This window comes from Salmonella sp. SJTUF14076 (genome assembly GCF_015534835.1).
Classification (GTDB): domain Bacteria; phylum Pseudomonadota; class Gammaproteobacteria; order Enterobacterales; family Enterobacteriaceae; genus Salmonella; species Salmonella enterica.
The window spans coordinates 4579473-4605278 of record NZ_CP064674.1 but is presented as its reverse complement, the minus strand read 5'-3'; the positions used below and the strand labels follow the sequence as shown (position 1 = coordinate 4605278).

General features: G+C 52.9%; 22 protein-coding genes. 17 read left to right on the top strand and 5 right to left on the bottom strand.

The genetic code is table 11. The features are described 5' to 3' along the window. Positions 1 to 108 precede the first annotated feature (108 nt). The 3 genes from pldB (at position 109) to HU143_RS22050 (ending at position 2921) form a co-directional block, all read left to right on the top strand. Entirely contained in the window at positions 109 to 1125 is a 1017-nt protein-coding gene (gene pldB, locus HU143_RS22060) for a lysophospholipase L2 (protein ID WP_000487680.1), read from the top strand. A gap of 15 nt (positions 1126 to 1140) precedes the next feature. Beyond that, positions 1141 to 1941: a sugar/pyridoxal phosphate phosphatase YigL gene (gene yigL / locus HU143_RS22055; protein ID WP_000285336.1), complete on the top strand. Its 801-nt coding sequence runs from the start codon at positions 1141 to 1143 to the stop codon at positions 1939 to 1941. 80 nt (positions 1942 to 2021) lie between these two features. Continuing rightward, a complete protein-coding gene (locus HU143_RS22050) occupies positions 2022 to 2921 on the top strand; it encodes a carboxylate/amino acid/amine transporter (protein WP_001196254.1) in 900 nt (299 codons plus the stop codon). On the opposite strand, the gene metR is transcribed toward HU143_RS22050, so the two are convergent. Beyond that, positions 2809 to 3762 carry an HTH-type transcriptional regulator MetR gene (metR, locus tag HU143_RS22045; protein WP_000569786.1) on the bottom strand — a complete coding sequence of 318 codons (954 nt, stop codon included), beginning with the start codon at positions 3760 to 3762 and terminating at the stop codon, positions 2809 to 2811. The genes HU143_RS22050 and metR overlap by 113 nt on opposite strands. A 235-nt stretch (positions 3763 to 3997) precedes the next feature. On the opposite strand from metR, the gene metE reads away from it, so the two are divergent. Beyond that, positions 3998 to 6262 carry a 5-methyltetrahydropteroyltriglutamate--homocysteine S-methyltransferase gene (gene metE, locus HU143_RS22040; protein WP_000154179.1) on the top strand — a complete coding sequence of 755 codons (2265 nt, stop codon included), beginning with the start codon at positions 3998 to 4000 and terminating at the stop codon, positions 6260 to 6262. Positions 6263 to 6585: 323 nt separating this feature from the next. After that, positions 6586 to 7929 carry an anaerobic sulfatase maturase gene (locus tag HU143_RS22035; protein WP_023227028.1) on the top strand — a complete coding sequence of 448 codons (1344 nt, stop codon included), beginning with the start codon at positions 6586 to 6588 and terminating at the stop codon, positions 7927 to 7929. A 79-nt stretch (positions 7930 to 8008) separates the two neighbouring features. On the opposite strand, the gene HU143_RS22030 is transcribed toward HU143_RS22035, so the two are convergent. Beyond that, on the bottom strand, positions 8009 to 8821 hold the full coding sequence (locus tag HU143_RS22030) for a dienelactone hydrolase family protein (RefSeq protein WP_000213959.1): 813 nt from the start codon (positions 8819 to 8821) through the stop codon (positions 8009 to 8011). A 258-nt stretch (positions 8822 to 9079) separates the two neighbouring features. On the opposite strand from HU143_RS22030, the gene udp reads away from it, so the two are divergent. The 9 genes from udp to tatD all read left to right on the top strand — a co-directional run bounded on the left by udp (position 9080) and on the right by tatD (position 17133). Next, the gene (gene udp / locus HU143_RS22025) at positions 9080 to 9841 is read left to right on the top strand and encodes a uridine phosphorylase (RefSeq protein ID WP_000045169.1); all 762 of its coding nucleotides are present in this window, start codon (positions 9080 to 9082) and stop codon (positions 9839 to 9841) included. 139 nt (positions 9842 to 9980) lie between these two features. Then, complete coding sequence (rmuC, locus tag HU143_RS22020; protein WP_017442069.1) at positions 9981 to 11411, top strand: DNA recombination protein RmuC; 1431 nt, start codon at positions 9981 to 9983, stop codon at positions 11409 to 11411. A gap of 95 nt (positions 11412 to 11506) precedes the next feature. After that, entirely contained in the window at positions 11507 to 12262 is a 756-nt protein-coding gene (ubiE, locus tag HU143_RS22015) for a bifunctional demethylmenaquinone methyltransferase/2-methoxy-6-polyprenyl-1,4-benzoquinol methylase UbiE (RefSeq protein ID WP_000229009.1), read from the top strand. A gap of 9 nt (positions 12263 to 12271) precedes the next feature. After that, positions 12272 to 12877: a ubiquinone biosynthesis protein UbiJ gene (gene ubiJ / locus HU143_RS22010; protein ID WP_023227029.1), complete on the top strand. Its 606-nt coding sequence runs from the start codon at positions 12272 to 12274 to the stop codon at positions 12875 to 12877. Next, a complete protein-coding gene (ubiB, locus tag HU143_RS22005) occupies positions 12874 to 14514 on the top strand; it encodes a ubiquinone biosynthesis regulatory protein kinase UbiB (RefSeq protein ID WP_000187559.1) in 1641 nt (546 codons plus the stop codon). Before ubiJ ends, ubiB begins: the two co-directional genes overlap by 4 nt. 206 nt (positions 14515 to 14720) lie before the next feature. After that, a complete protein-coding gene (gene tatA, locus HU143_RS22000) occupies positions 14721 to 14975 on the top strand; it encodes a Sec-independent protein translocase subunit TatA (protein WP_000508972.1) in 255 nt (84 codons plus the stop codon). A 3-nt stretch (positions 14976 to 14978) separates the two neighbouring features. After that, complete coding sequence (tatB, locus tag HU143_RS21995) at positions 14979 to 15527, top strand: Sec-independent protein translocase protein TatB (RefSeq protein ID WP_000459611.1); 549 nt, start codon at positions 14979 to 14981, stop codon at positions 15525 to 15527. Between the two features lie 2 nt (positions 15528 to 15529). Next, positions 15530 to 16309: a Sec-independent protein translocase subunit TatC gene (gene tatC / locus HU143_RS21990; RefSeq protein WP_000257554.1), complete on the top strand. Its 780-nt coding sequence runs from the start codon at positions 15530 to 15532 to the stop codon at positions 16307 to 16309. Positions 16310 to 16350: 41 nt separating this feature from the next. Next, a complete protein-coding gene (gene tatD / locus HU143_RS21985; protein ID WP_000459642.1) occupies positions 16351 to 17133 on the top strand; it encodes a 3'-5' ssDNA/RNA exonuclease TatD in 783 nt (260 codons plus the stop codon). Between the two features lie 7 nt (positions 17134 to 17140). On the opposite strand, the gene rfaH is transcribed toward tatD, so the two are convergent. Beyond that, positions 17141 to 17629: a transcription/translation regulatory transformer protein RfaH gene (rfaH, locus tag HU143_RS21980; protein WP_001192410.1), complete on the bottom strand. Its 489-nt coding sequence runs from the start codon at positions 17627 to 17629 to the stop codon at positions 17141 to 17143. A gap of 185 nt (positions 17630 to 17814) precedes the next feature. On the opposite strand from rfaH, the gene ubiD reads away from it, so the two are divergent. From ubiD to HU143_RS21965, 3 genes are all read left to right on the top strand, one after another. Further along, positions 17815 to 19293, top strand: a complete 1479-nt coding sequence (gene ubiD, locus HU143_RS21975) for a 4-hydroxy-3-polyprenylbenzoate decarboxylase (protein ID WP_000339760.1) — start codon at positions 17815 to 17817, stop codon at positions 19291 to 19293. 85 nt (positions 19294 to 19378) lie between these two features. Then, a complete protein-coding gene (gene fre / locus HU143_RS21970) occupies positions 19379 to 20080 on the top strand; it encodes an NAD(P)H-flavin reductase (RefSeq protein ID WP_000209831.1) in 702 nt (233 codons plus the stop codon). A gap of 253 nt (positions 20081 to 20333) precedes the next feature. Beyond that, positions 20334 to 22157 (top strand): aryl-sulfate sulfotransferase, encoded by a 1824-nt coding sequence (locus HU143_RS21965; RefSeq protein ID WP_023227030.1) that lies wholly within the window; start codon positions 20334 to 20336, stop codon positions 22155 to 22157. A gap of 196 nt (positions 22158 to 22353) precedes the next feature. Here the strand turns inward: HU143_RS21965 and fadA are convergent, their stop codons facing one another. Together fadA and fadB are read right to left on the bottom strand one after the other, a co-directional pair. Further along, positions 22354 to 23517 carry an acetyl-CoA C-acyltransferase FadA gene (gene fadA / locus HU143_RS21960; RefSeq protein WP_000438778.1) on the bottom strand — a complete coding sequence of 388 codons (1164 nt, stop codon included), beginning with the start codon at positions 23515 to 23517 and terminating at the stop codon, positions 22354 to 22356. Positions 23518 to 23526: 9 nt separating this feature from the next. Next, a complete protein-coding gene (gene fadB / locus HU143_RS21955) occupies positions 23527 to 25716 on the bottom strand; it encodes a fatty acid oxidation complex subunit alpha FadB (RefSeq protein ID WP_000966001.1) in 2190 nt (729 codons plus the stop codon). Positions 25717 to 25806 lie beyond the last annotated feature (90 nt).

The following is a 25806-nucleotide window of genomic DNA, read 5'->3' as shown; positions in this document are numbered from 1 at the left end:
GAAACTCCCTGGTTGTCTGTTTTTGTGCCACAATACGCTACTGCCGCTGTGTTGTGTCAGGCACGACGCAAAAAACGATTTTACCTGGTAAACGAGGCCGAAAACCCGATGTTTCAGCAGCAAAATGACTGGGAAACAAGAGAAAATGCGTTTGCCGCTTTTGCTATGGGGCCGCTGACCGATTTCTGGCGTCAGCGGGAAGAGGCGGAGTTTATCGGCGTGGATAACATTCCGGTGCGCTTTGTCCGTTTTCGAAATGATTCCAACGATCGGACGATCGTCATTTGTCCTGGCCGCATTGAGAGTTATGTAAAATACGCTGAACTGGCGTATGACCTTTTTCATCTCGGTTTTGATATCTTCATCATCGACCACCGTGGTCAAGGGCGCTCCGGGCGGATGTTATCGGACCCGCATCGGGGTCATGTTGATCATTTTAACGATTATGTTGAGGACTTAGCGGCGTTCTGGCAGCAGGAAATTGAGCCGGGGCCGTGGCGTAAGCGTTATATCCTGGCGCACTCAATGGGGGGGGCGATAGCCACCCTGTTCCTGCAACGCCATCGTGTGCGGTGCGACGCTATTGCGCTCACCGCGCCGATGTTTGGTATTGTGATACGCTTGCCTTCCTTTATGGTGCGCCATATTCTCGACTGGGCCGAAGGGCACCAGCGTATCCGTGAAGATTACGCTATTGGTACCGGTCAGTGGCGGGCGTTGCCGTTTGGGATGAATGCGCTGACCCACAGCCGCCAGCGTTATCAGCGCAACTTACGATTTTATGCCGACGAGCCGCAGCTGCGCGTTGGCGGCCCCACCTGGCATTGGGTACGCGAAGGCATTCTGGCGGGTGAGCAGGTACTGGCTGGGGCGAGCGATGACACGACGCCTACGCTACTGATTCAGGCGGAAGAAGAGCGGGTAGTGGATAACCGCACCCACGATCGTTTTTGTGAAATTCGCGCCGCGGCGGGATACCCTTGTGAAGGGGGAAAACCGCTGGTTATCAAAGGCGCGTACCATGAGATCCTTTTTGAAAAGGACGCCATGCGCTCAGTCGCGCTTAACGCCATTGTTGAATTTTTCAACAAGCCTAATTTATCCAGCGGAAATCGCTTTGCTTAGAGGTTAAATTTTATTATGTATCAGGTTGTTGCGTCTGATTTAGATGGCACGCTGCTCTCCCCCGACCATACGTTGTCCCCTTATGCCAAAGAGACTCTGAAGCTGTTGACCGCACGCGGCATCCATTTTGTCTTTGCCACTGGTCGTCATCATGTCGATGTAGGGCAAATCCGCGATAATCTTGAAATCAAGTCTTACATGATCACCTCCAACGGCGCGCGAGTGCACGATACCGACGGGAATTTGGTTTTTACGCATAATCTGGACAGCGACATTGCCAGCGATCTGTTCGGGGTGGTGAATGCGAACCCGGACATCGTGACTAACGTTTATCGCGACGACGAATGGTTTATGAATCGTCATCGCCCCGATGAAATGCGTTTTTTCAAAGAGGCGGTATTTAACTATTCGCTGTTTGAGCCTGCGCTGCTGGAGCCGGAGGGCGTCAGCAAAGTGTTTTTCACCAGCGACACTCATGAAAAGTTGTTGCCGCTGGAGCAGGCGATTAACGCGCGCTGGGGCGATCGGGTAAACGTGAGCTTCTCTACGCTAACCTGTCTGGAAGTGATGGCGGGCGGAGTGTCGAAAGGTCATGCGCTGGAAGCGGTCGCTCATGCGATGGGGTACAGCCTGAAAGAGTGTATCGCCTTTGGCGACGGAATGAACGACGCTGAAATGCTCACGATGGCGGGCAAAGGCTGCATCATGGGCAATGCGCACCAGCGTCTGAAAGACCTGTATCCCGAACTTGAGGTGATCGGCATCAACGCGGATAACGCCGTGCCGCATTACCTGCGCGATCTTTTCTTACGCTGATGTGATTGTTTGTTAGTTGACCAGTTGTCAACTTCACTCTCCGCTACAATGGGTGTTCCCTGTTCTAAGAGACATCCATTGTGGCGCTACTCATCATTACCACTATCCTGTGGGCTTTCTCCTTTAGTCTATTTGGCGAGTATCTTGCCGGGCATGTCGATAGCTATTTCGCGGTGCTGATACGCGTTGGGCTGGCGGCGCTCGTTTTTCTGCCGTTTTTGCGTTCTCGCGGGCACAACCTAAAAACCATCAGCCTGTATATGCTGGTGGGGGCGATGCAGCTTGGCATCATGTATATGTTGAGCTTCCATGCTTACCTCTACCTGACCGTATCCGAACTGCTGTTGTTTACCGTTCTGACGCCGCTCTATATCACGCTGATTTACGATGTGATGAGTCAGCGTCGTTTGCGCTGGGGCTATGCATTTAGCGCGTTGCTGGCGGTGATTGGCGCCGGGATTATTCGCTACGATCGCGTGACCGACCATTTTTGGGTCGGTTTGCTCCTGGTGCAGCTTTCTAATATCAGTTTCGCTATCGGAATGGTGGGGTATAAACGTCTGATGGAGACCCGTCCCATGCCGCAGCACAACGCCTTTGCATGGTTCTATCTGGGGGCGTTTTTGGTGGCGGCGGTGGCGTGGTCGCTGTTGGGGAACGCGCAAAAGCTGCCGGAAACCACGCTGCAATGGAGCATTCTGGTGTTTCTCGGCGTGGTGGCGTCCGGCATTGGCTACTTTATGTGGAACTATGGCGCTACCCAGGTAGACGCCGGGACGCTGGGTATCATGAATAATATGCATGTTCCCGCAGGACTGCTGGTTAATCTTGCCATCTGGCATCAGCAGCCCCACTGGCCAAGCTTTATTACAGGCGCGGCTGTGATCCTGGCTTCGCTGTGGGTGCATCGAAAATGGGTCGCTCCGCGCTCCGCACAAACGGCAGATGATCGCAGGCGTGATCCCGCGTCGAGCGAATAAACGCCTCGGTCACCGCCTGACGCTGGTCGCCGTCGCGCACGGCGGCATACAGGCGGCTCCACAGACCATCACCCAGGGTTTTGGTCACCACCAGACCCTGGCGCTCAACGCTTTCCACCACCCAGTGCGGCAGGGCGGCAATGCCCATTCTGGCCGCCACCATCTGAATCAGCAGTAGCGTATTATCCACGCTTTTCAGCAGCGGACTGATACCCGCCGGTTGCAGGAAATGTCGCCAGACATCCAGTCGGCTGCGCTGCACCGGGTAAATCAACAGCGTTTCGCTGGCTAAATCTTCCGGCGTAATCTGCGTTTTGCTGGCCAGCGGATGGTCGGGCGCCAGCACCAGTCGGACTTCAAAATCAAACATCGGCGAATAATGCAGCCCGCTGCGCGGCAAAATATCCGACGTCATCACCAAATCCAGCTCGCCTTGTTGCAAGGCCGGTTGCGGATCAAAAGTGACGCCGGATGTGAAATCCATTTCTACCTGCGGCCAGCTTGCACGGAAGTTTTCCAGCGCCGGGGTCAGCCACTGAATACAGCTATGACATTCAATAGCGATGCGCAGACGAGTTTGCTGCGGTTCGTTGCACGCCTGCAGCGCACGGCTGATTTGCGGCAGCACCTGGTTTGCCAGTTGCAGCAGAACTTCCCCCTGCGGCGTAAAGCGCAGCGGCTGGCTTTTACGCACGAACAGGCGGAAGCCAAGGCGTTGTTCCAGATCGCTGAACTGATGAGACAGAGCGGATTGGGTCTGGTGCAGCACCGCCGCCGCGGCAGCCAGCGATCCACTATTCCGCAATGCCTGGAGTGTTTTCAGATGTTTAATTTCGATCATGAAAGTCCTTCACTTCGCCATGAACAAATTGCGCTTGAGGAATATACAGTACCTTTACATTATGGATGTGTAAACATCCAGACGTCCAAAATCCGTCGTCTTTTAAATTGATGGTGCGTTGGCTGCGTTTCCTCACCCCGGTCACTTACTGATGTAAGCTCCCGGGGATGAGCAAACTTGCCGCCTTCCCTGAATTTAAAATACTTAGGATTTACATATAATTAGAGGAAGTAAAATGACAATATTGACTCATACCCTCGGTTTTCCTCGCGTTGGCCTGCGTCGCGAGTTGAAAAAAGCGCAAGAGAGCTACTGGGCGGGGAACTCAACGCGTGAAGCGTTACTGGCGGTGGGCCGCGAACTGCGCGCGCGTCACTGGGAGCAGCAGAAACAAGCGGGTATTGACCTGTTACCGGTAGGCGACTTTGCCTGGTACGACCATGTTCTGACCACCAGCCTGCTGTTAGGCAATGTGCCGGCTCGTCATCAGAACAACGACGGTTCCGTGGACATCGACACTCTGTTCCGCATTGGCCGCGGTCGCGCGCCAACCGGCGAACCGGCGGCGGCAGCGGAAATGACCAAATGGTTTAATACTAACTATCACTACATAGTACCGGAGTTCAGCAAAGGCCAGCAGTTCAGACTCACCTGGACACAATTGCTGGAGGAAGTGGACGAAGCGCTGGCGCTGGGGCATAAGATCAAACCCGTACTGCTGGGGCCTGTCACGTATCTGTGGCTGGGTAAAGTGAAAGGCGAACCGTTTGACCGCCTGACGTTGCTGAAAGACATTTTGCCGGTGTATCAGCACGTGCTGGCTGAACTGGCAAAACGTGGTATTGAGTGGGTCCAAATTGATGAGCCAGCGCTGGTGCTGGAACTGCCGCAGGCGTGGCTGGATGCCTTCAAACCGGCTTACGACGCGCTCGCCGGCCAAGTGAAGCTGTTGCTGACGACCTATTTTGAAGGCGTGACGCCAAACCTGGACACTATTATCGCGCTACCGGTACAGGGGCTACATGTTGACCTCATTCATGGCAAAGATGATGTAGCGGAACTGCATCAACGTCTGCCGGTCGACTGGCTGCTCTCCGCAGGCTTGATTAACGGGCGTAATGTCTGGCGCGCCGATTTGACCGAAAAATACGCGCAGATTAACGCCATTGTGGGCAAACGCGCGCTGTGGGTAGCATCCTCCTGCTCTTTGCTGCACAGCCCGATCGATCTCAGCGTCGAAACGCGTCTGGATACGGAAGTTAAAAGCTGGTTTGCCTTTGCGCTGCAAAAATGCGGTGAATTGGCGTTGCTGCGCGATGCGCTGAACAGCGGCGAAACGGCGGCGCTTGAGGAATGGAGCGCACCGATTCAGGCTCGTCGTCACTCCCGCCGCGTACATAATGCCGCGGTAGAAAAACGCCTGGCGGCGATCACCGCGCAGGACAGCCAGCGTGAGAACCCGTATGAGGTGCGCGCTGAAGCGCAACGCGCCCGCTTTAAACTTCCCGCTTGGCCGACGACGACTATCGGTTCGTTTCCGCAAACCACGGAGATTCGCGGCCTGCGTCTGGACTTCAAAAAGGGCAACCTCGACGCGAATAACTACCGCACCGGCATCGCCGAACATATCAAACAGGCTATCATCGAGCAGGAGCGTTTAGGGCTGGATGTGCTGGTACACGGCGAAGCCGAGCGAAACGACATGGTGGAATACTTCGGCGAGCATCTGGACGGTTTCGTCTTTACCCAGAATGGTTGGGTGCAAAGCTATGGCTCCCGCTGTGTGAAACCGCCGGTAGTGATTGGCGATATCAGCCGTCCGGCACCGATTACCGTGGAGTGGGCGAAATATGCCCAGTCGCTGACCGACAAGCCGGTAAAAGGGATGTTGACCGGCCCGGTGACTATTCTTTGCTGGTCATTCCCCCGCGAAGACGTGACCCGCGAAACGATTGCGAAACAGATTGCGCTGGCGCTGCGTGATGAAGTCGCGGATCTGGAGGCGGCGGGGATCGGGATTATTCAGATCGACGAACCGGCGCTGCGCGAAGGTCTACCGCTACGTCGCAGCGACTGGGACGCCTATCTGGAATGGGGTGTGGAAGCCTTCCGCATCAACGCGGCGGTGGCGAAGGATGAAACCCAGATCCACACCCACATGTGTTACTGCGAGTTCAACGACATTATGGATTCGATCGCCGCGCTGGATGCGGATGTGATCACCATTGAGACCTCCCGCTCGGATATGGAGTTGCTGGAGTCGTTCGAAGCGTTCGACTACCCGAACGAAATCGGGCCGGGCGTGTACGATATTCACTCGCCGAACGTGCCGAGCGTCGAGTGGATTGAAGCCCTGCTGAAGAAGGCGGCACAGCGTATTCCGGCACAACGCCTGTGGGTGAATCCGGACTGCGGTCTGAAAACTCGCGGTTGGCCTGAAACCCGCGCGGCGTTAGCGAACATGGTCAAAGCGGCGCACAATCTGCGTCAGGCGAAATAACCCATCCTGACCGCTGCGTTTCTCCGGCAGCAATGCGGCGCTACCCTTTGACGGGTAGCGCCCGTGTCTGACCTGATTAACAGCGCCTCTTTCTTCTCATTTCCCTTTTTCTTATTTTCCGCGCTGTCCTTTTCAGGATCTGGCTATTTGGCGATCTTGATAATAAACAGGTTCTCCGTATGAATGACAACCAGGCGGATAGCGTCCCTGGAAGCAGCTATTGTCTCGCAGATCGTTTTTCCTGTCATGATCGCCCAGCGCTCTCATAGCACAAAACGAGGTTTTCCATTCTGTTATGTTCCCTGGCGACGATAAACGTCGCATTGTCTCATGGCGCTGGTGAACCTTATTTTTTAACGGAGATGTCTGACATGGCGGTAGCTGGTTGTCACGTAATGGCCAAACCCGGCGGCGCGATCTGCAATATTGATTGCACATATTGCTTCTATCTTGAAAAAGAGGCGCTGTATCCGGAACGCAATAAAAACTGGCGGATGTCGGACGAGACGCTGGAACAATTTATACGCCAGCATATTGCCGCGCAGAGTGGCGACCGCATTGACTTTGCCTGGCAGGGCGGCGAGCCGACCATGATGGGACTACCGTTTTTCCGTCGGGTTGTCGCATTATGTGAAAAGTACGGCGATGGGCGAAAAATCACTCATGCGTTGCAGACGAACGGCATCCTGGTGAATGACGAGTGGGCGCGCTTTTTCGCTGAACAGCATTTTCTCATCGGTCTCTCTATCGACGGTCCGGCGTCGTTACACAACCACTATCGGCTTAATCGCGCTGGAAAAGGAACTCATGAACAGGTCGTCGCAGCCATGGCGCGGCTTAAAGCGCACCATGTCGACTTTAATACCTTAACCGTCGTGGGAAAACATAACGTCGGTCATGCAGCAGACGTCTACGAATTTCTTCTGGCGGCGGGATCGCGTTTTATTCAGTTTATCCCGCTGGTAGAGCGAATGAGCACCGATAACTCATCGGTACTTAATCTGGTGATGCCCGGCGAAAGCGCGGCAAAGCTGGCGCCATGGACGGTACCGTCGTGGCAATATGGCGAATTTCTCAACCAGATCTTTGATATCTGGGTTCGTCGCGACGTAGACCGCGTCTATGTGCAGATGTTTGACGTGGCGTTAGCCGCCTGGACGGCGCAGCAGCCGGTACTGTGTGTACATTCCGAGATTTGTGGACATGCCTTCGCGTTGGAGTCGAACGGCGATCTCTACAACTGTGACCACTTTGTCTACCCGGAGCATCTGCTGGGGAATATCCACCAGCACAGCATCAAAACCTTAAATAATAGCGAGCGGGCTATTGCGTTTGGCGAGGCCAAGCGGGAGACCCTGACCGCCGATTGTCGTCGCTGTGACTACCGCTTTGCGTGTCATGGCGGCTGTCCGAAGCATCGCTTTGCCGTCTCGCCGTCCGGTCATCCTGCGCATAATTACTTGTGTGCGGGCTATAAGCATTTTTTCCAGCACGTTACGCCGTATATGAATGTCTGGCGGGAGCTGCTGGCGCAAGGCTATCCGATGGCATCGATCATGCGCTGGCTGGCGCAGGACGCGCGTAAAGACACAGGAGCCGTCAGTCGTAACCATCTCTGTCCCTGCGGCAGCGGCAAAAAATATAAAAAATGCTGTGGTAAAGCATAGCTAACGTGGCGATGACGATTTGTTGAGCCTACACCGACTCCGGTCTCGTAGGCCCAACAAACATCGTAATGCGCTGTGGTTAGCCTTTTTTCCCACCGTACTGCGCGAACCATTCCAACATTCTTTGCCAGCCGTCTTTCGCTGAGGCTTCGTGGTAGCCCGGACGATAATCGGCATTAAACGCGTGCCCTGCATCGGGATAGACCACGATTTCCGCCTTCGCATTAGCGGCGCGTAGCGCCTGACGCATGGTTTCCACGCTCTCCTGTGGAATACTGGTATCCTGCCCGCCGTATAAACCCAGTACCGGCGCGTTAAGATCGGTGGCGATATCAACGGGATGCTTCGGCGAATTGAGTGACGTGTCGCCCACCAGCTTGCCGTACCACGCTACCGCCGCTTTTAACTGTGGGTTGTGCGCGGCGTACAGCCAGGTAATCCGGCCTCCCCAACAAAAACCGGTGATCATCAGCCGATGCGCATCCCCGCCGTTGCGCGAAGCCCAACTGGCGACGTGATCCAGGTCGGCAAGGACTTGCGAATCGGGTACTTTAGCCACCAGCCCGCTCAATAATGTGGGTATATCGGCGAAATCATTGGGGTCGCCTTCGCGGAAATAGAGCTCCGGCGCGATAGCGAGATAGCCTTCCAGCGCCAGTCGTCGGCAAATATCGCGAATGTGTTCATGTACGCCAAAAATTTCCTGTACCACAATGACCACAGGCAGCGCGCCGTCGCTCGCTTTTGGTCTGGCGTAATAGGCTGGCATATCGTCGCCCTGAGAGGGGATCGACGTTATCCCCGCGCTAATGGCCCCATCAGGCGTATGAATCATCGTAGGGGCAAGTGGGGAAGCTGCAGGTGCAAAGCCGGATGGATGTGTCGTTGTCATGGTATTCTCCGTACCCTTAAAAAATAGCGCAATCTTAACTATAGACAGTGTGTAACAAACCACATTGCCTTAAAGCGGCTATCTTTTGTGCAATGCCTGGCGATATTGATTATTTATTGTGATGCGCATCACTTTTTAATGGTAAACGAGTGCAATTGTTTTACGTCATAGTGATGGCTGTCACGAAAATATCTTTATGCCTTAGGTAAAGTGTCTCTTTGCTTCTTCTGACAAACCCGATTCACAGAGGAGTTTTATATGTCCAAGTCTGATGTTTTTCATCTCGGCCTCACCAAAAACGATTTACAAGGGGCCCAGCTCGCCATCGTCCCTGGCGATCCTGAGCGTGTGGAAAAGATCGCCGCGCTGATGGATAAGCCGGTTAAGCTGGCATCTCACCGCGAATTCACCTCCTGGCGCGCTGAGCTGGATGGTAAAGCAGTTATCGTTTGCTCTACCGGTATCGGCGGCCCGTCTACCTCTATTGCCGTGGAAGAACTGGCGCAACTGGGTATTCGTACCTTCTTGCGTATCGGCACCACGGGGGCTATTCAGCCGCACATTAACGTCGGCGACGTTCTGGTAACGACCGCATCCGTTCGTCTGGATGGGGCGAGCCTGCATTTTGCGCCGATGGAATTCCCGGCGGTTGCCGACTTTGCCTGCACCACTGCGCTGGTTGAAGCCGCGAAATCGATTGGCGCCACGACTCACGTTGGCGTAACCGCCTCTTCCGACACTTTCTATCCGGGTCAGGAACGTTACGACACCTATTCTGGCCGCGTTGTGCGTCGCTTCAAAGGCTCTATGGAAGAGTGGCAGGCGATGGGCGTAATGAACTACGAAATGGAATCCGCTACGCTGTTAACCATGTGCGCAAGCCAGGGGTTACGCGCAGGTATGGTGGCGGGTGTTATCGTCAACCGTACCCAACAAGAGATTCCGAATGCGGAAACGATGAAACAAACTGAAAGCCACGCGGTGAAAATCGTCGTGGAAGCGGCCCGTCGTCTGCTGTAATTCTCCTCTCTTTTGCAAAGGCCGACGCGTTCGGCCTTTTCTTTTTGCGTGGCGCCTCGCAGGAAATCCCTTTTAAACTGGACGTTTATACAGCACAATTCTATTTTGTGCAGGACAGTGTGGTTCCAGGAGAGGTGTTGTGGATATTACTCTTATGATAAGCGCCGTCGTGGCGCTGGCGGCTGGGGCGGTGATTGGCTGGCTGGCGACGAAAGCGCACGCCGATCAAATCCGCGCCGATCTTATCGAAGAACGGCGTGAGCTGGATATCGAACTTAGCGCGGCCCGGCAGCAATTAGCGCAAGAAGCGCACTGGCGCAGTGAATGCGAGTTACTTAATAACGAACTGCGTAGCCTGCACAGTATTAATACCTCCCTGGAAGCCGATCTGCGTGAAGTCACGACCCGTCTGGAAGCGACTCAGCAACACGCGGAAGACAAAATCCGTCAGATGATCAACAGCGAACAGCGTTTAAGCGAGCAGTTTGAAAATCTGGCGAACCGTATCTTTGAACACAGTAATCGTCGCGTAGACGAACAAAACCGACAAAGCCTGAATAGCCTGCTGACGCCGCTGCGTGAGCAACTGGACGGTTTTCGCCGCCAGGTTCAGGAGAGTTTTGGCAAAGAAGCGCAGGAGCGGCATACGCTGGCGCACGAAATTCGTAATTTGCAGCAGCTTAACACGCAAATGGCGCAGGAAGCGATCAACCTGACGCGCGCCCTGAAAGGGGACAATAAGGCGCAAGGAAACTGGGGCGAAGTTGTGCTGGCGCGGGTACTGGAGGCATCCGGACTGCGTGAAGGCTACGAATACGAAACCCAGGTCAGTATTGAGAACGATGCGCGCTCGCGGATGCAGCCGGATGTCATCGTCCGCTTGCCGCAGGGCAAAGATGTGGTCATCGACGCTAAAATGACGTTGGTCGCCTACGAGCGTTACTTTAACGCTGAAGATGACTATACGCGCGAGGCCGCTTTACAAGAGCACATCGCCTCGGTGCGCAATCATATTCGCTTACTGGGGCGTAAAGACTACCAGCAGCTTCCCGGCCTCCGCTCGCTGGACTATGTTTTGATGTTTATCCCCGTAGAACCCGCTTTCCTGCTGGCGTTAGATAAACAGCCCGAACTGATAACCGAGGCGCTGAAAAATAACATTATGCTGGTAAGCCCCACGACGCTGCTGGTGGCGTTACGGACAATCGCCAACCTGTGGCGCTATGAACACCAGAGCCGCAATGCGCAGCACATCGCAGACAGAGCCAGTAAGCTCTACGATAAAATGCGGCTGTTCGTTGATGATATGTCAGCGATCGGTCAGAGTCTGGATAAAGCGCAGGATAACTACCGCCAGGCGATGAAAAAACTTGCGTCGGGGCGTGGCAACGTTTTGGCTCAGGCGGAGGCTTTCCGGGGGCTAGGCGTGGAAATCAAACGCGAGATTAATCCGGATTTAGCGGAACAGGCCGTTACGCAAGATGAAGAATATCGTTTACGATCGATCCCTGAAGGGCGGCAGGATGAACATTATCCCAATGATGAACGGGTGAAGCAGCAGTTAAGTTAACCCATACGGAGTAGTTTAGTCCTGGCGCAGAGTAGGGCAAATTGGCCCAATCTGTTACACTTCTTGAACATTTTTATCGATAAGCAGGCACTGAGATGGTGGAAGATTCACAAGAAACGACGCACTTTGGCTTTCAGACCGTCGCTAAAGAGCAGAAAGCTGACATGGTGGCCCACGTTTTTCATTCTGTGGCGTCAAAGTACGATGTGATGAATGATTTAATGTCATTTGGCATTCATCGTTTGTGGAAGCGCTTCACCATTGATTGCAGTGGCGTGCGTCGTGGACAAACCGTTCTCGATTTAGCGGGTGGTACGGGCGATCTTACCGCGAAATTTTCACGTATGGTCGGGGAAACTGGCAAAGTTATCCTGGCGGATATTAATGATTCTATGCTCAAAATGGGGCGTGAGAAGCTGCGTAATATCGGCGTGATCGGCAACGTAGAGTATGTGCAGGCGAATGCCGAAGCTCTGCCTTTCCCTGATAATACGTTTGATTGCATTACCATTTCGTTTGGTTTGCGCAATGTAACGGAAAAAGAAAAAGCGCTGCGGTCAATGTTCCGTGTGTTGAAACCCGGCGGACGTTTACTGGTGCTTGAATTTTCCAAGCCTATCATTGAGCCGCTGAGTAAAGCGTATGACGCCTATTCTTTCCATATTTTACCGCGTATTGGCTCGATGGTCGCGAACGATGCGGATAGCTATCGGTATCTCGCGGAATCCATCCGTATGCATCCCGATCAGGATACCTTAAAAGCCATGATGCAGGACGCCGGGTTTGAGAGCGTGGATTATTACAATTTGACGGCGGGCGTTGTGGCATTGCACCGTGGTTATAAATTCTAGGAGGGTGGAATGCCTTTTAAACCCTTAGTGACCGCAGGAATTGAAGGTCTCCTCAATACGTTTCTGTATCGTTCGCCAGCGCTGAAATCAGCCAGAACGCGCTTACAGGGAAAAGTACTGTGTGTGAAACTAAAGGGATTTTCGACGCCATTAGTCCTGGTATTCAGCGAACGCCAGGTTGATGTGCTGGGGGCATGGGAAGGCGAAGCGGACTGTACGGTAATCACTCAAGCTAGCGTTTTGCCAAAACTACGCGATCGTCAGCAGCTGGCCGCGCTTATTCGCAGCGGCGAACTGGAAGTGCAGGGCGATATTCAGGTCGTGCAAAATTTTGTGGCGCTCGCCGATTTCGCCGAATTCGATCCTGCGGAGCTGTTGGCGCCATACACGGGTGATATTGCGGCGGAAAGTATCGGTAAGGTCGTGCGTGGCGGGGCTAAATTCCTGCGCCACGGGTTTCAACGCCAGCAGCGTTATGCCGCTGAAGCGATCACTGAAGAGTGGCGTATGGCGCCTGGCCCGCTGGAAGTCGCATGGTTTGCCGAAGAAACCGCGGCTGTTGAGCGCGCCGTAGATTCTCTGACCACACGGCTGGAAAAACTGGAGGCCAAATGACGCCAGGTGAAGTACGGCGCCTATATTTCATCATCCGCACGTTTCTAAGCTACGGCCTTGATGAACTCATCCCCCGAATGCGTCTTACACTGCCACTCCGATTATGGCGCTATTCGCTGTTCTGGATGCCAAACCGGCATAAAGATAAATTGCTGGGTGAACGATTAAGACTGGCGTTGCAAGAGCTGGGACCGGTCTGGATCAAATTTGGTCAGATGCTCTCCACGCGCCGTGACCTGTTCCCGCCGCAAATCGCCGATCAGCTCGCTTTGCTCCAGGATAAAGTCGCGCCATTCGATGGTCGGCTGGCGAAAGCCCAGATTGAAGAGGCGATGGGGGGGCTACCTGTCGAAGCCTGGTTTGACGACTTTGATATCCAGCCTTTAGCGTCGGCGTCAATCGCCCAGGTACATACCGCGCGATTGAAATCAAACGGTAAAGAAGTGGTTATTAAGGTCATTCGCCCGGATATTTTGCCGGTAATTCAGGCAGACCTGAAACTGATTTATCGCCTTGCTCGCTGGGTACCACGCCTGTTGCCGGATGGGCGTCGTCTGCGCCCGACGGAAGTGGTGCGTGAGTATGAGAAAACGCTGATCGATGAGCTGAATCTGCTGCGGGAATCGGCCAACGCGATTCAGTTACGCCGCAATTTTGAAAATAGTCCCATGCTGTATATCCCGGAGGTGTACTCCGATTACTGTAGCCAGAACATGATGGTGATGGAGCGGATATACGGCATTCCGGTTTCGGATGTGGCGGCGCTGGAAAAGAACGGCACCAACATGAAACTGCTGGCGGAACGCGGGGTTAAAGTTTTCTTCACCCAGGTTTTCCGCGACAGCTTTTTCCATGCGGACATGCATCCGGGAAATATTTTTGTCAGCCATGAACACCCTGAAAACCCGCAATATATCGGCATTGACTGCGGTATCGTCGGGTCGCTAAACAAAGAAGATAAGCGTTATCTGGCTGAAAACTTTATCGCGTTTTTTAATCGCGATTACCGAAAGGTGGCAGAACTGCATGTCGATTCAGGCTGGGTTCCGCCAGATACCAACGTTGAAGATTTTGAGTTTGCCATCCGCACCGTCTGTGAACCTATCTTTGAAAAGCCGCTCGCGGAAATCTCGTTTGGTCATGTGTTGTTAAACCTTTTCAATACAGCGCGTCGATTTAACATGGAAGTCCAGCCGCAACTGGTGTTGTTGCAGAAAACATTATTGTATGTTGAAGGGGTTGGGCGGCAACTTTATCCTCAGCTTGATTTGTGGAAAACGGCGAAGCCGTTTCTTGAGTCTTGGATCAAAGATCAGGTGGGTATTCCGGCTCTCACGCGGGCTCTTAAAGAAAAAGCGCCGTTCTGGGTCGAAAAAATGCCAGAAATACCTGAACTGGTGTACGACAGTTTGCGCCAGGGCAAATATTTACAGCACAGTGTTGATAAGATTGCGCGCGAGTTACAGGTAAACCATGTGCGCCAAAGTCAGTCTCGTTATTTATTGGGAATTGGCGCAACGCTGTTACTGAGCGGGTCATTCTTACTCGTCAACCGCCCTGAATGGGGATTGATGCCTGGCTGGCTCATGGTCGGCGGCGTAGTTGTCTGGCTGGTTGGCTGGCGTAAAACTCGTTAAGATTTTTTTATCGCTCAACGCCGGTTGTGTCACGCAGGTACATATTATCACTCAAGGCAGTACTCAGGCCGCAAGTCAATGTCGTCCCGGTCGTATGTAAAAGTATGTGAATAGGGCGGGCGAAAGCGGCTAACAAAGAGGCAGCGCGACGGATAATGTGTATAATGCGGCCCTAATAATTCATCATCTATCACAGAGGAACATGTATGGGTGGTATCAGTATTTGGCAGTTGTTGATTGTTGCCGTTATCGTCGTACTGCTGTTCGGCACCAAAAAACTCGGTTCCATCGGTTCCGATCTTGGCGCGTCTATCAAAGGCTTTAAAAAGGCCATGAGCGATGATGATGCCAAACAGGATAAAACCAGTCAGGACGCTGATTTTACCGCTAAATCTATCGCGGATAAGCAAGGCGAAGCGAAAAAGGAAGACGCTAAAAGCCAAGATAAAGAGCAGGTATAATCCGTGTTTGATATCGGTTTTAGCGAACTGCTGTTAGTGTTCGTTATCGGCCTCATTGTGTTGGGGCCGCAACGATTGCCAGTAGCGGTAAAAACGGTAGCGGGCTGGATTCGCGCGTTGCGCTCCCTTGCGACAACGGTTCAGAATGAACTGACTCAGGAACTGAAACTTCAGGAGTTCCAGGACAGTCTGAAAAAAGTCGAAAAGGCGAGCCTGGAAAATCTGACTCCCGAACTGAAAGCATCTATGGATGAACTGCGTCAGGCGGCGGAGTCGATGAAACGCACCTACAGCGCTAACGATCCCGAACAAGCGAGCGATGAAGCGCATACCATCCATAATCCGGTGGTAAAAGGGAACGAAACGCAGCATGAGGGCGTCACCCCTGCCGCCGCTGAAACACAGGCGAGCGCGCCGGAACAAAAGCCGGAGCCCGTTAAAGCTAACGTGCCTGAGTCGACGGAAACCGCTTCCGTAGCCGCGATAGACGCCGAGAAGAAATCCGCTGCGCCTGTTGTCGAATCTTCCCCCTCGTCGAGTGATAAACCGTAAACATGGCTGTAGAAGATACTCAACCGCTTATCACGCATCTGATCGAGTTGCGTAAGCGCCTGCTAAACTGCATCGTCGCAGTACTTCTGATTTTTCTGGCGTTAATTTATTTCGCCAATGATATTTATCATTTAGTCGCCGCACCGCTGATTAAACAGATGCCGCAAGGGGCGACAATGATTGCGACGGATGTGGCGTCGCCGTTTTTTACGCCTATCAAACTCACCTTCATGGTGTCTTTGATCTTATCCGCGCCTGTCATTTTGTACCAGGTTTGGGCCTTTATCGCCCCGGCGCTGTATAAACATGAGCGTCGTCTGGTCGTACCGCTGCTGGTATCCAGTTCGCTGCTTTTTTACATTGGTATGGCCTTCGCCTATTTTGTCGTATTCCCTTTGGCCTTTGGTTTCCTGACGCATACGGCGCCGGAAGGGGTACAGGTTTCGACAGATATCGCCAGCTATCTGAGCTTTGTCATGGCGCTTTTTATGGCCTTTGGCGTAGCCTTTGAGGTGCCGGTGGCGATTGTGTTGCTGTGCTGGATGGGCATCACCACGCCAGAAGATTTGCGTAAAAAACGGCCTTATATCCTGGTCGGGGCATTCATTGTGGGAATGCTGCTTACGCCGCCAGATGTTTTCTCGCAAACGTTGCTGGCGATACCGATGTACTGCCTGTTTGAAATTGGCGTTTTCTGCTCACGCTTTTATGTCGGTAAGCGACGGACGCGCGACGAAGATAACGAGGCCGAAACCGAAAAGGCCGAGCACACTGAAGACTAAACACAACCGCCCGCCAGGGCGGTTGTCATATGGGGGCAAGCATGTTTGATATTGGCGTTAATTTAACCAGTAGCCAGTTTGCAAAAGATCGTGATGATGTGGTCGCCCGTGCGTTTGCGGCGGGAGTAAAAGGTATGCTACTGACCGGAACGAACATCCATGAAAGTCAGCAGGCATTAAAACTGGCGCGGCGCTACCCCCATTGTTGGTCGACGGCTGGCGTCCATCCCCATGACAGCAGTCAGTGGTCATCTGCGTCTGAAGACGCCATTATTGCGCTGGCGAACCAGCCGGAAGTCGTCGCTATCGGTGAGTGCGGGCTGGATTTCAATCGCAATTTTTCCACGCCGCAGGAGCAGGAGCGTGCCTTTCAGGCGCAGCTACAAATTGCCGCCGAATTGCAGATGCCAATCTTTATGCACTGCCGGGACGCGCATGAGCGATTTCTGGCATTGCTTGATCCCTGGCTGGATAGTCTTCCTGGTGCAATACTGCACTGCTTTACCGGTTCACGCCAGCAAATGCAGGCCTGTGTGGACAGAGGGCTCTATATCGGTATTACCGGGTGGGTTTGCGACGAACGACGCGGGCTTGAGCTACGTGAACTCTTACCGTTTATTCCAGCGGAAAAGCTACTGATAGAAACCGACGCGCCGTATCTGTTGCCCCGCGATCTTACGCCGAAACCAACGTCACGACGCAACGAGCCCGCGTATCTGCCTCACATCCTGGAGCGCATAGCGCTATGGCGTGGTGAAGATCCGCAATGGTTAGCGGCGATGACAGATGCCAACGCCAGAACCTTATTTGAGGTCGTATTCTGAACGATCGCTAAATCTTGCGAAAACCGGTGTTTTTTACGCTCTGCTTCACTTCTTTATTGAGTAAATTAAGCAGTAACATCGAACGCGTTTCGCCATCCGGTTCGGTAAAAATCGCTTTCAGCCCTTCAAATGCGCCTTCCGTGATGATGACGCTATCGCCGGGATAGGGGGTTTCAGGATCGACAACGCCTTCGGGCTTGTAGATAGAAAGCTGATGAATAACGCTGGAAGGCACGATCGCAGGATGCGCGCCAAAGCGCACAAAATGGCTGACGCCGCGCGTGGCGTTGATTGTAGTGGTATGTATCACTTCCGGATCAAATTCAACGAACAGATAATTAGGAAAGAGCGGTTCGCTGACGGAGGTACGTTTTCCGCGTACCATTTTTTCCAGGGTGATCATCGGTGTCAGGCAACTTACCGCTTGTCTTTCGAGGTGTTCCTGAGCACGCTGAAGTTGCCCGCGTTTGCAGTACAGTAAATACCAGGATTGCATAATGACTCTTATCCGCTTGTTCGGGGCGCAAGCATAGCAAAAGCCATGCGCGAAGTTAATTATACACTTCATCCTTTAAGCCGTATCTGGATTAGCGTTGGTTGCCAGAGTTCACGCTAATTTAACAAAAATACAGCATCCCGATGATGAACGCCGTATAATGATGCGCTTACCAAGAGGCTACAATGGACGCCATGAAATATCACGATTTACGCGACTTCCTGACGCTACTTGAGCAGCAGGGGGAACTAAAACGCATCACGCTACCTGTGGATCCTCATCTGGAAATCACGGAAATCGCTGACCGCACGCTGCGTGCCGGTGGACCGGCGTTGCTGTTTGAAAATCCTAAAGGTTACGCCATGCCGGTGCTGTGCAACCTTTTTGGCACGCCAAAACGCGTGGCGATGGGCATGGGGCAGGATGATGTTTCCGCCTTACGGGAAGTGGGTAAATTATTAGCGTTTCTGAAAGAACCTGAGCCGCCGAAAGGCTTTCGCGATCTGTTTGACAAGCTGCCGCAGTTTAAGCAAGTGCTGAATATGCCGACGAAACGGTTACGCGGCGCGCCTTGCCAGCAGAAAATCGCGTCTGGCGATGATGTCGATTTAACGCGTCTTCCTGTCATGACCTGTTGGCCGGACGACGCCGCGCCGCTGATTACCTGGGGACTGACGGTAACGCGTGGCCCGCACAAAGAACGGCAAAACCTGGGCATTTATCGTCAGCAGTTGATAGGTAAAAATAAGCTGATTATGCGCTGGCTGTCTCACCGCGGCGGCGCGTTGGATTTTCAGGAGTGGTTAGCCGCGCGTCCGGGTGAACGTTTCCCGGTCTCCGTCGCATTGGGCGCCGATCCGGCGACGATACTTGGCGCCGTGACTCCTGTTCCCGATACTCTGTCGGAGTATGCCTTTGCGGGCCTGCTGCGCGGCACGAAAACTGAAGTGGTTAAATGCCTTTCTAACGATCTGGAAGTGCCTGCCAGCGCCGAGATTATCCTTGAAGGTTACATTGAGCCGGGAGAGATGGCGCCGGAAGGACCGTATGGCGATCATACGGGCTATTATAATGAAGTGGATAACTTTCCGGTCTTTACCGTCACGCATATTACGCAGCGTGAGGATGCCATCTATCACTCCACCTATACCGGGCGTCCGCCCGATGAGCCTGCGGTATTAGGGGTGGCGCTCAATGAAGTCTTTGTGCCTATTCTGCAAAAACAGTTTCCGGAAATCGTCGACTTTTATCTGCCGCCGGAAGGGTGTTCTTACCGCCTGGCGGTAGTGACGATGAAAAAGCAGTACGCTGGTCATGCGAAACGCGTCATGATGGGCGTCTGGTCGTTTTTGCGCCAGTTTATGTATACGAAATTTGTTATCGTTTGCGATGATGACGTTAACGCACGCGACTGGAATGATGTGATCTGGGCGATTACCACCCGTATGGACCCTGCGCGGGATACGGTGCTGGTTGAAAATACGCCGATTGACTACCTGGATTTTGCCTCGCCGGTCTCCGGGCTGGGTTCAAAAATGGGGCTGGATGCCACAAACAAATGGCCGGGCGAAACCCAACGCGAGTGGGGTCGTCCTATTGTTAAAGATCCTGAAGTTACCGCGCGTATTGATGCGATTTGGGATGAGCTGGCTATCTTTAAATAACTGAAAGCGGACATCGACATTTCAGGCTGCGGCGACTCGGCTTGAAAAATGTCGGTATTGACCCGACACCCGACAGAGGGAGCGCATGACAACCTTAAGCTGTAAAGTGACCTCGGTAGAAGCTATCACCGATACCGTATATCGGGTTCGTTTAGTGCCGGACGCGGCGTTTTCATTCCGCGCTGGTCAGTATTTGATGGTCGTAATGGACGAGCGTGACAAACGCCCGTTTTCGATGGCCTCAACGCCGGACGAGAAAGGGTTTATTGAATTACACATTGGCGCTTCCGAGCTCAATCTGTATGCGATGGCGGTCATGGATCGGATTCTGAAAGACCGGGAAATCGTCGTCGATATTCCGCATGGCGACGCCTGGCTACGTGACGATGAAGAGCGTCCGTTGATTCTGATCGCGGGCGGTACGGGCTTTTCTTATGTGCGCTCCATCCTGTTGACGGCGTTAGCGCGCAACCCGGCCCGTGATGTTACCATTTACTGGGGTGGTCGCGAAGAAAAGCACCTCTATGATCTCTCTGAACTGGAAGCACTCTCTGTTAACCATCCGAATTTGCGTATTGAACCTGTTGTCGAGCAGCCGGAAGAAGGCTGGCGTGGACGTACAGGAACGGTACTTACGGCGGTATTGCAGGATTATGGTACGCTGGCGGGGCACGATATTTATATTGCCGGACGTTTTGAGATGGCGAAAATCGCCCGCGATCTGTTCTGTCATGAGCGTAACGCGCGGGAAGATCGTCTGTTTGGCGATGCGTTCGCATTTATTTAACTATTTTATGGGACGCAGTAGCGTCCCTTTTTACGTTAGCCTACCTAAAAGTCCTCTTAAATATTAATTAATCGTCAACTATAAAACGTTATGATATTGAATATCTACAGGCTTTGTATTGCGTGTAATAAATTAAGTAATATTATGTCCTGAGGCTATCAATAAAAATAGTTAATTATATATGCTTCATTTATTTTTATAAAAGAAACATAAAATGGAAAGTTAGTTATTTATTTATAAGATGGAGAGTGTTATGAAATTTAAATATGCTTTAACTTCTCTCGCATTATCTGTTGCAATTTTGTCATCAGTACCTTCTACTGCTTTCGCCATCGGCGGCGCCAGCGGCGCTAAAGTGGACTATCAGGTCCAGGGAAAAATTGGCGAAGTTGTTATGAACCCCTATGATATCGCGCCGTTAACCGCCGTTATTCGTAATGGCGGTTACCAGTTACGTGACGTGCATGTGCGGATTGTACCCAAAGAAAATGGCCAGGAGATCGCGTATAAAGTTAATAATAAATACCTTTTAACGTATGGCGGTATTCCCGTCTTTGGTCTTTACCCGGATTATGTCAATACCGTTGAAGTTGAATATACAAGAATCCAGGGTAGTAAAACCGAAAATATAAAAGAAAGCTATAAAATGTATGCACCGCCTGCCTATATTGAATCAGCGGGTACAAAAGAAGAACAATCAGCACTCTTTACTATCGATGTTAAAAAGGTTTCCCCAGAATTTAAAGATCGCTTGTATCTTTTGAATAATACGAAAGATAAGTCTGGGAATGGAACGCGTACTGTCTGGAACAACCCTACTGGGGGTGCATTAGAATGGAACTTCACTACAGCTAACGCTATTATCGACACCTCCGGTGATATTCGTTGGTTTATGAATCCAAGTTCAATTTATGATTTAAAGTCAATTTATCGTGCTGGCGTTATGATGGGCTTTAAACAAAACCAGGATGGCGCACTATCGTGGGGCTACGGTCAGCGTTATGTGAAATACGATATCATGGGGCGTGAAATCTTTAACCGCCGCCTGCCGGATAATTATAACGATTTTTCACACTCAATGGATAACGCGGCCAACGGTCACTACTTCCTGCGTGTAGCCAGCTCTAACTATAAACGTCCTGATGGGAAAAATGTTCGTACCGTGCGTGATGTGATTGCCGAAGTTGATCAGAACGGCGTGGTAGTGGATGAATGGCGTCTGTTTGATATCCTCGATCCTTATCGTGATGTGATAATGAAAACCCTCGATCAGGGCGCTGTGTGCCTGAATATCGACGCCAGCCAGTCCGGCCATACGTTGAGCGAAGAAGATCTGGCGGCGCTGGACTCCTCCGACAAATTCGGGGATATCGTGGGTAGTGGGGCTGGCCGCAACTGGGCGCATGTCAACAGCGTCGACTATGACAGTGAAGATGATTCCATCATCATCAGCTCCCGCCACCAGAGTGCGATTATCAAAATCGGCCGCGATAAGAAAGTGAAGTGGATACTGGGTACGCCTGCTGGCTGGAAAGCGCCATTTAATGCCGCAATTCTGACGCCTGTGGATAGCAAAGGCCAAAAAATCGCCTGCCAGGACAGTGGCTGCGAGGGTGACTTCGACTGGACATGGACGCAACATACGGCCTTTAAAATTGATAGTAAGAGTAAAGGCGATATCTTATACCTTTCCGCTTTCGACAATGGCGATGGCCGCGGCTTAGAACAGCCTGCTATGCAGAGTATGAAATACAGCCGCTCCGTGATTTACAAAATCGACCAGAAAAACAAGACAGTCCAACAGATCTGGCAATACGGTAAAGAGCGCGGGAACGAGTGGTTTAGCCCGGTAACCTCTATCACCGAGTACCAGACTGACAAGAATTCTGTGTTCGTGTATTCCGCAACAGCAGGTGGTGTGTTTGATTTATCGGTAGGCGCATTTACCAGCTTGCCTAATCCGTATCTGGAAGAGTTCAAATGGGGAGAAAAAGAGCCTGCGGTTGAAATGCAAATACATGGTGCGCGTGGATATCAGGCTATGCCATTTAGCCTGACCAAAGCGCTTACTGAGTAGAGCGGGCCATACGGTGAAAAAACCCGCCCCTGACGGGCGGGAAAAACGGCAACTAAACTGTTTCCCGTCATAATTCGCGCAGCCTCTTTGTTGGCTGCCTTTGCTCACCCCGGGCACATAGTTATCTATGTGCCCGGGGATTCGCTCAGTTGCCGCTGCGCTGCAATGCGAGTTATTTAGGGGATATTATCTTTGATTAAACCCGCTCAAACACCGTGGCGATGCCCTGACCCAGACCAATACACATCGTCGCCAGACCAAACTGCGCGTCTTTGCGCTCCATCAGGTTGATAAGCGTGGTGCTGATACGTGCTCCGGAGCAGCCGAGCGGATGACCAAGCGCGATCGCGCCGCCGTTGAGGTTGATCTTCTCGTCTATCTGCTCCATCAATCCCAGATCCTTAATGCATGGCAGGATCTGTGCGGCAAACGCTTCGTTCATCTCAAACACATCGATATCGCTGGCTGACAGTCCCGCTTTTTTCAACGCCAGTTTTGACGCCGGAACCGGCCCGTAACCCATAATTGACGGATCACAACCCACCACTGCCATTGAGCGAATACGGGCGCGAGGTTTCAGACCCAGCTCACGGGCACGACTTTCGCTCATTACCAGCATGGCGGCTGCGCCATCGGAAAGCGCGGATGAGGTGCCCGCCGTGACCGTGCCACTAACCGGATCAAATGCCGGACGCAGCGTTGATAGCGCTTCGACCGTGGTTTCCGGGCGGATCACTTCATCGTAGTTAAACTGCTTCAACACGCCGTCTGCATCATGACCGCCAGTCGGGATAATCTCCGTTTTGAATGCGCCAGACTGCGTGGCGGCCCAGGCGCGAGCATGAGAACGCGCGGCGAACTGGTCCTGCATTTCCCGGCTAATGCCGTGCAGGCGGGAGAGCATTTCCGCCGTTAGCCCCATCATCCCTGCCGCTTTGGCGACGTTGCGACTCAGACCCGGGTGAAAATCCACGCCGTGACTCATCGGCACGTGCCCCATATGCTCCACGCCGCCAACCAGACAAACCTGCGCATCGCCGGTCATGATCATTCGCGCTGCATCGTGTAACGCCTGCATCGAGGAACCACACAGACGGTTGACGGTGACCGCCGGTACCGAATGGGGAATTTCTGCCAGCAGCGCGGCGTTACGGGCAATGTTGAAGCCTTGCTCCAGCGTTTGTTGTACGCAGCCCCAGTAAATATCATCGAGGGTGGCCGCTGTAAGCGACGGATTACGCGCCAGCAGGCTACGCATTAAGTGGGCGGAGAGATCTTCCGCCCGCACGTTGCGAAACGCGCCGCCCTTCGAACGGCCCATCGGGGTGCGAATAGCATCGACAATGACAACCTGTTCCATTGTGACTCCTTAAGCCGTTTTCAGAGAACCAACCGGACGGGCTGGTTCAACCGGGGGATAATACGGTTCGTTATGGCGCGCTTTATTACGCAGCCCTTCCGGCACCTCATACAGCGGGCCGAGGTGTTGATACTGCTGCGCCATATCAAGATATTTCGCGCTGCCCTGTGTATCCAGCCAGCGGAATGCGCCGCCGTGGAACGGAGGGAAGCCCAGGCCGTAGACCAGCGCCATATCGGCTTCCGCCGGGCTTGCGATAATGCCTTCTTCCAGACAGCGAACCACTTCGTTAATCATCGGTATCATCATACGGGCGATTATCTCGTCGTCGCTGAAGTCGCGTTTCGGCTGGCTGACGCTTGCCAGCAGGTCATCCACCGCGGCATCTTCTTCTTTCTTCGGCTTACCCTTGCTGTCTTCTTTATAGCGCCAGAAGCCCAGACCGTTTTTTTGCCCAAAACGGCTGGCGTCAAACAATGCGTCGATCGCGTCGCGATACTCTTTCTGCATCCGTTGCGGGAAGCCTGCCGCCATTACCGCCTGCGCGTGATGCGCGGTATCAATGCCGACAACATCCAGCAGATAGGCCGGGCCCATCGGCCAGCCGAACTGTTTTTCCATCACTTTATCGACCTTGCGGAAATCCGCGCCGTCGCGCAGCAGTTGACTGAAACCGGCGAAATAGGGGAACAGCACGCGGTTAACAAAGAAGCCGGGGCAGTCGTTGACTACAATCGGCGTCTTGCCCATTTTGCTTGCCCAGGCGACGACTTTGGCAATGGTTTCGTCTGAACTCTTCTCGCCGCGAATGATTTCAACCAGCGGCATCCGGTGTACCGGGTTGAAGAAGTGCATTCCGCAAAAGTTTTCCGGACGTTCCAGGGCGCTTGCCAGTTCGCCAATCGGGATGGTGGAGGTATTTGAGGCCAGCACGGTTTCCGGGCGCACTTTCTGCTCGGTTTCCGCCAGTACCGCTTTTTTGACTTTCGGATTTTCGACTACCGCTTCGACAACAACATCTACGCGATCGAAACCGGCATAATCGAGAGTCGGGTGGATGGTCGAAATGACGCCCGCCAGCTTCAGACCGTCGATCTTGCCGCGCTCCAGCTGTTTGTTCAGCAGCTTGGCCGCTTCGGTCATGCCGAGGTTCAACGATTTATCGTTGATATCTTTCATGATGACCGGTACGCCTTTCCAGGCCGACTGGTAAGCGATACCGCCGCCCATAATGCCCGCGCCCAGTACGGCTGCCTGTTTCGGCGTCTCAATATCTTTGGTCAGCTTTTTGGCTTTACCTTTTACATATTGATCGTTGAGGAAGATACCGACCAGCGCACGAGCCTCATTGGTATGCGCCAGCGGAACAAAGCTTTTATTTTCCAGATTCAACGCTTCTTCACGACCAAAACGCGCGGCGGCTTCAATGGTTTTCACTGCGGTCATCGGCGCCGGATAATGTTTACCCGCCGTTTGTGCGACCATGCCTTTAGCGATGGTAAAGCTCATCGCTGCTTCAATCTTACTGAGTTTCAACGGCTCCAGTTTCGGCTGGCGTTTAGCTCTCCAGTCGAGATCGCCGGTAATGGCCTGGCGTAACACCGCTATCGCGCCTTCAATTAGCTTCTCTTGTTTGACCACGCCGTCCACAAGGCCGATTTTCAGCGCGTGTTCAGCACCGACATCTTTACCTGCCGCGATAATCTCCAGCGCGCTGTCTGCGCCCAGCATACGCGGCAGACGAACGGAGCCGCCGAAACCCGGCATGATGCCCAGTTTAGTTTCCGGCAGACCGATGCGGAGGTCTGGCGTCGCCAGACGGTAATCGGTGGCCAGCACGCATTCGCACCCGCCGCCCAGCGCATAGCCGTTTACGGCGGCAAGGGTCGGTACGGGTAAATCTTCCAGACGGTTAAAGACGCTATTAGCGAAATGCAGCCATTGGCTTAACTGCTCTTCGGGGACGAGGAACAGTGAAAGAAATTCGGTGATGTCCGCGCCGACAATAAAGGCCGCTTTATTAGAGCGCAGCAGCAGCCCTTTTAAATCGTGTTGCTTTTCCAGCACCTCAAGCGCCTGGCCGAGGCTGGCGACGGTTGCGGTGTCGAGTTTATTGACCGAGCCTGGAGCATCGAACACCAGTTCGGCGATGCCATCTTCCAGCCAGTCGAGGTACAGGGTGTCGCCTTTATAAAGCATGTCAGTCTCCTGAATCCACAAGGTGATCTGGTCGTACCAGATGAAGCGAAGTGTGTATTTTGTGTTAATAAAATGCAAATAAATGATTAA

Coding starts and splice junctions, on each gene's coding strand:
- pldB (WP_000487680.1), top strand. CDS start 109: ATGTTTCAGCAGCAAAATGACTGGGAAACAAGAGAAAATGCGTTTGCC.
- yigL (WP_000285336.1), top strand. CDS start 1,141: ATGTATCAGGTTGTTGCGTCTGATTTAGATGGCACGCTGCTCTCCCCC.
- metR (WP_000569786.1), bottom strand. CDS start 3,762: ATGATCGAAATTAAACATCTGAAAACACTCCAGGCATTGCGGAATAGT.
- metE (WP_000154179.1), top strand. CDS start 3,998: ATGACAATATTGACTCATACCCTCGGTTTTCCTCGCGTTGGCCTGCGT.
- HU143_RS22030 (WP_000213959.1), bottom strand. CDS start 8,821: ATGACAACGACACATCCATCCGGCTTTGCACCTGCAGCTTCCCCACTT.
- udp (WP_000045169.1), top strand. CDS start 9,080: ATGTCCAAGTCTGATGTTTTTCATCTCGGCCTCACCAAAAACGATTTA.
- ubiE (WP_000229009.1), top strand. CDS start 11,507: ATGGTGGAAGATTCACAAGAAACGACGCACTTTGGCTTTCAGACCGTC.
- ubiJ (WP_023227029.1), top strand. CDS start 12,272: ATGCCTTTTAAACCCTTAGTGACCGCAGGAATTGAAGGTCTCCTCAAT.
- ubiB (WP_000187559.1), top strand. CDS start 12,874: ATGACGCCAGGTGAAGTACGGCGCCTATATTTCATCATCCGCACGTTT.
- tatA (WP_000508972.1), top strand. CDS start 14,721: ATGGGTGGTATCAGTATTTGGCAGTTGTTGATTGTTGCCGTTATCGTC.
- tatC (WP_000257554.1), top strand. CDS start 15,530: ATGGCTGTAGAAGATACTCAACCGCTTATCACGCATCTGATCGAGTTG.
- tatD (WP_000459642.1), top strand. CDS start 16,351: ATGTTTGATATTGGCGTTAATTTAACCAGTAGCCAGTTTGCAAAAGAT.
- rfaH (WP_001192410.1), bottom strand. CDS start 17,629: ATGCAATCCTGGTATTTACTGTACTGCAAACGCGGGCAACTTCAGCGT.
- ubiD (WP_000339760.1), top strand. CDS start 17,815: ATGGACGCCATGAAATATCACGATTTACGCGACTTCCTGACGCTACTT.
- fre (WP_000209831.1), top strand. CDS start 19,379: ATGACAACCTTAAGCTGTAAAGTGACCTCGGTAGAAGCTATCACCGAT.
- HU143_RS21965 (WP_023227030.1), top strand. CDS start 20,334: ATGAAATTTAAATATGCTTTAACTTCTCTCGCATTATCTGTTGCAATT.
- fadA (WP_000438778.1), bottom strand. CDS start 23,517: ATGGAACAGGTTGTCATTGTCGATGCTATTCGCACCCCGATGGGCCGT.
- fadB (WP_000966001.1), bottom strand. CDS start 25,716: ATGCTTTATAAAGGCGACACCCTGTACCTCGACTGGCTGGAAGATGGC.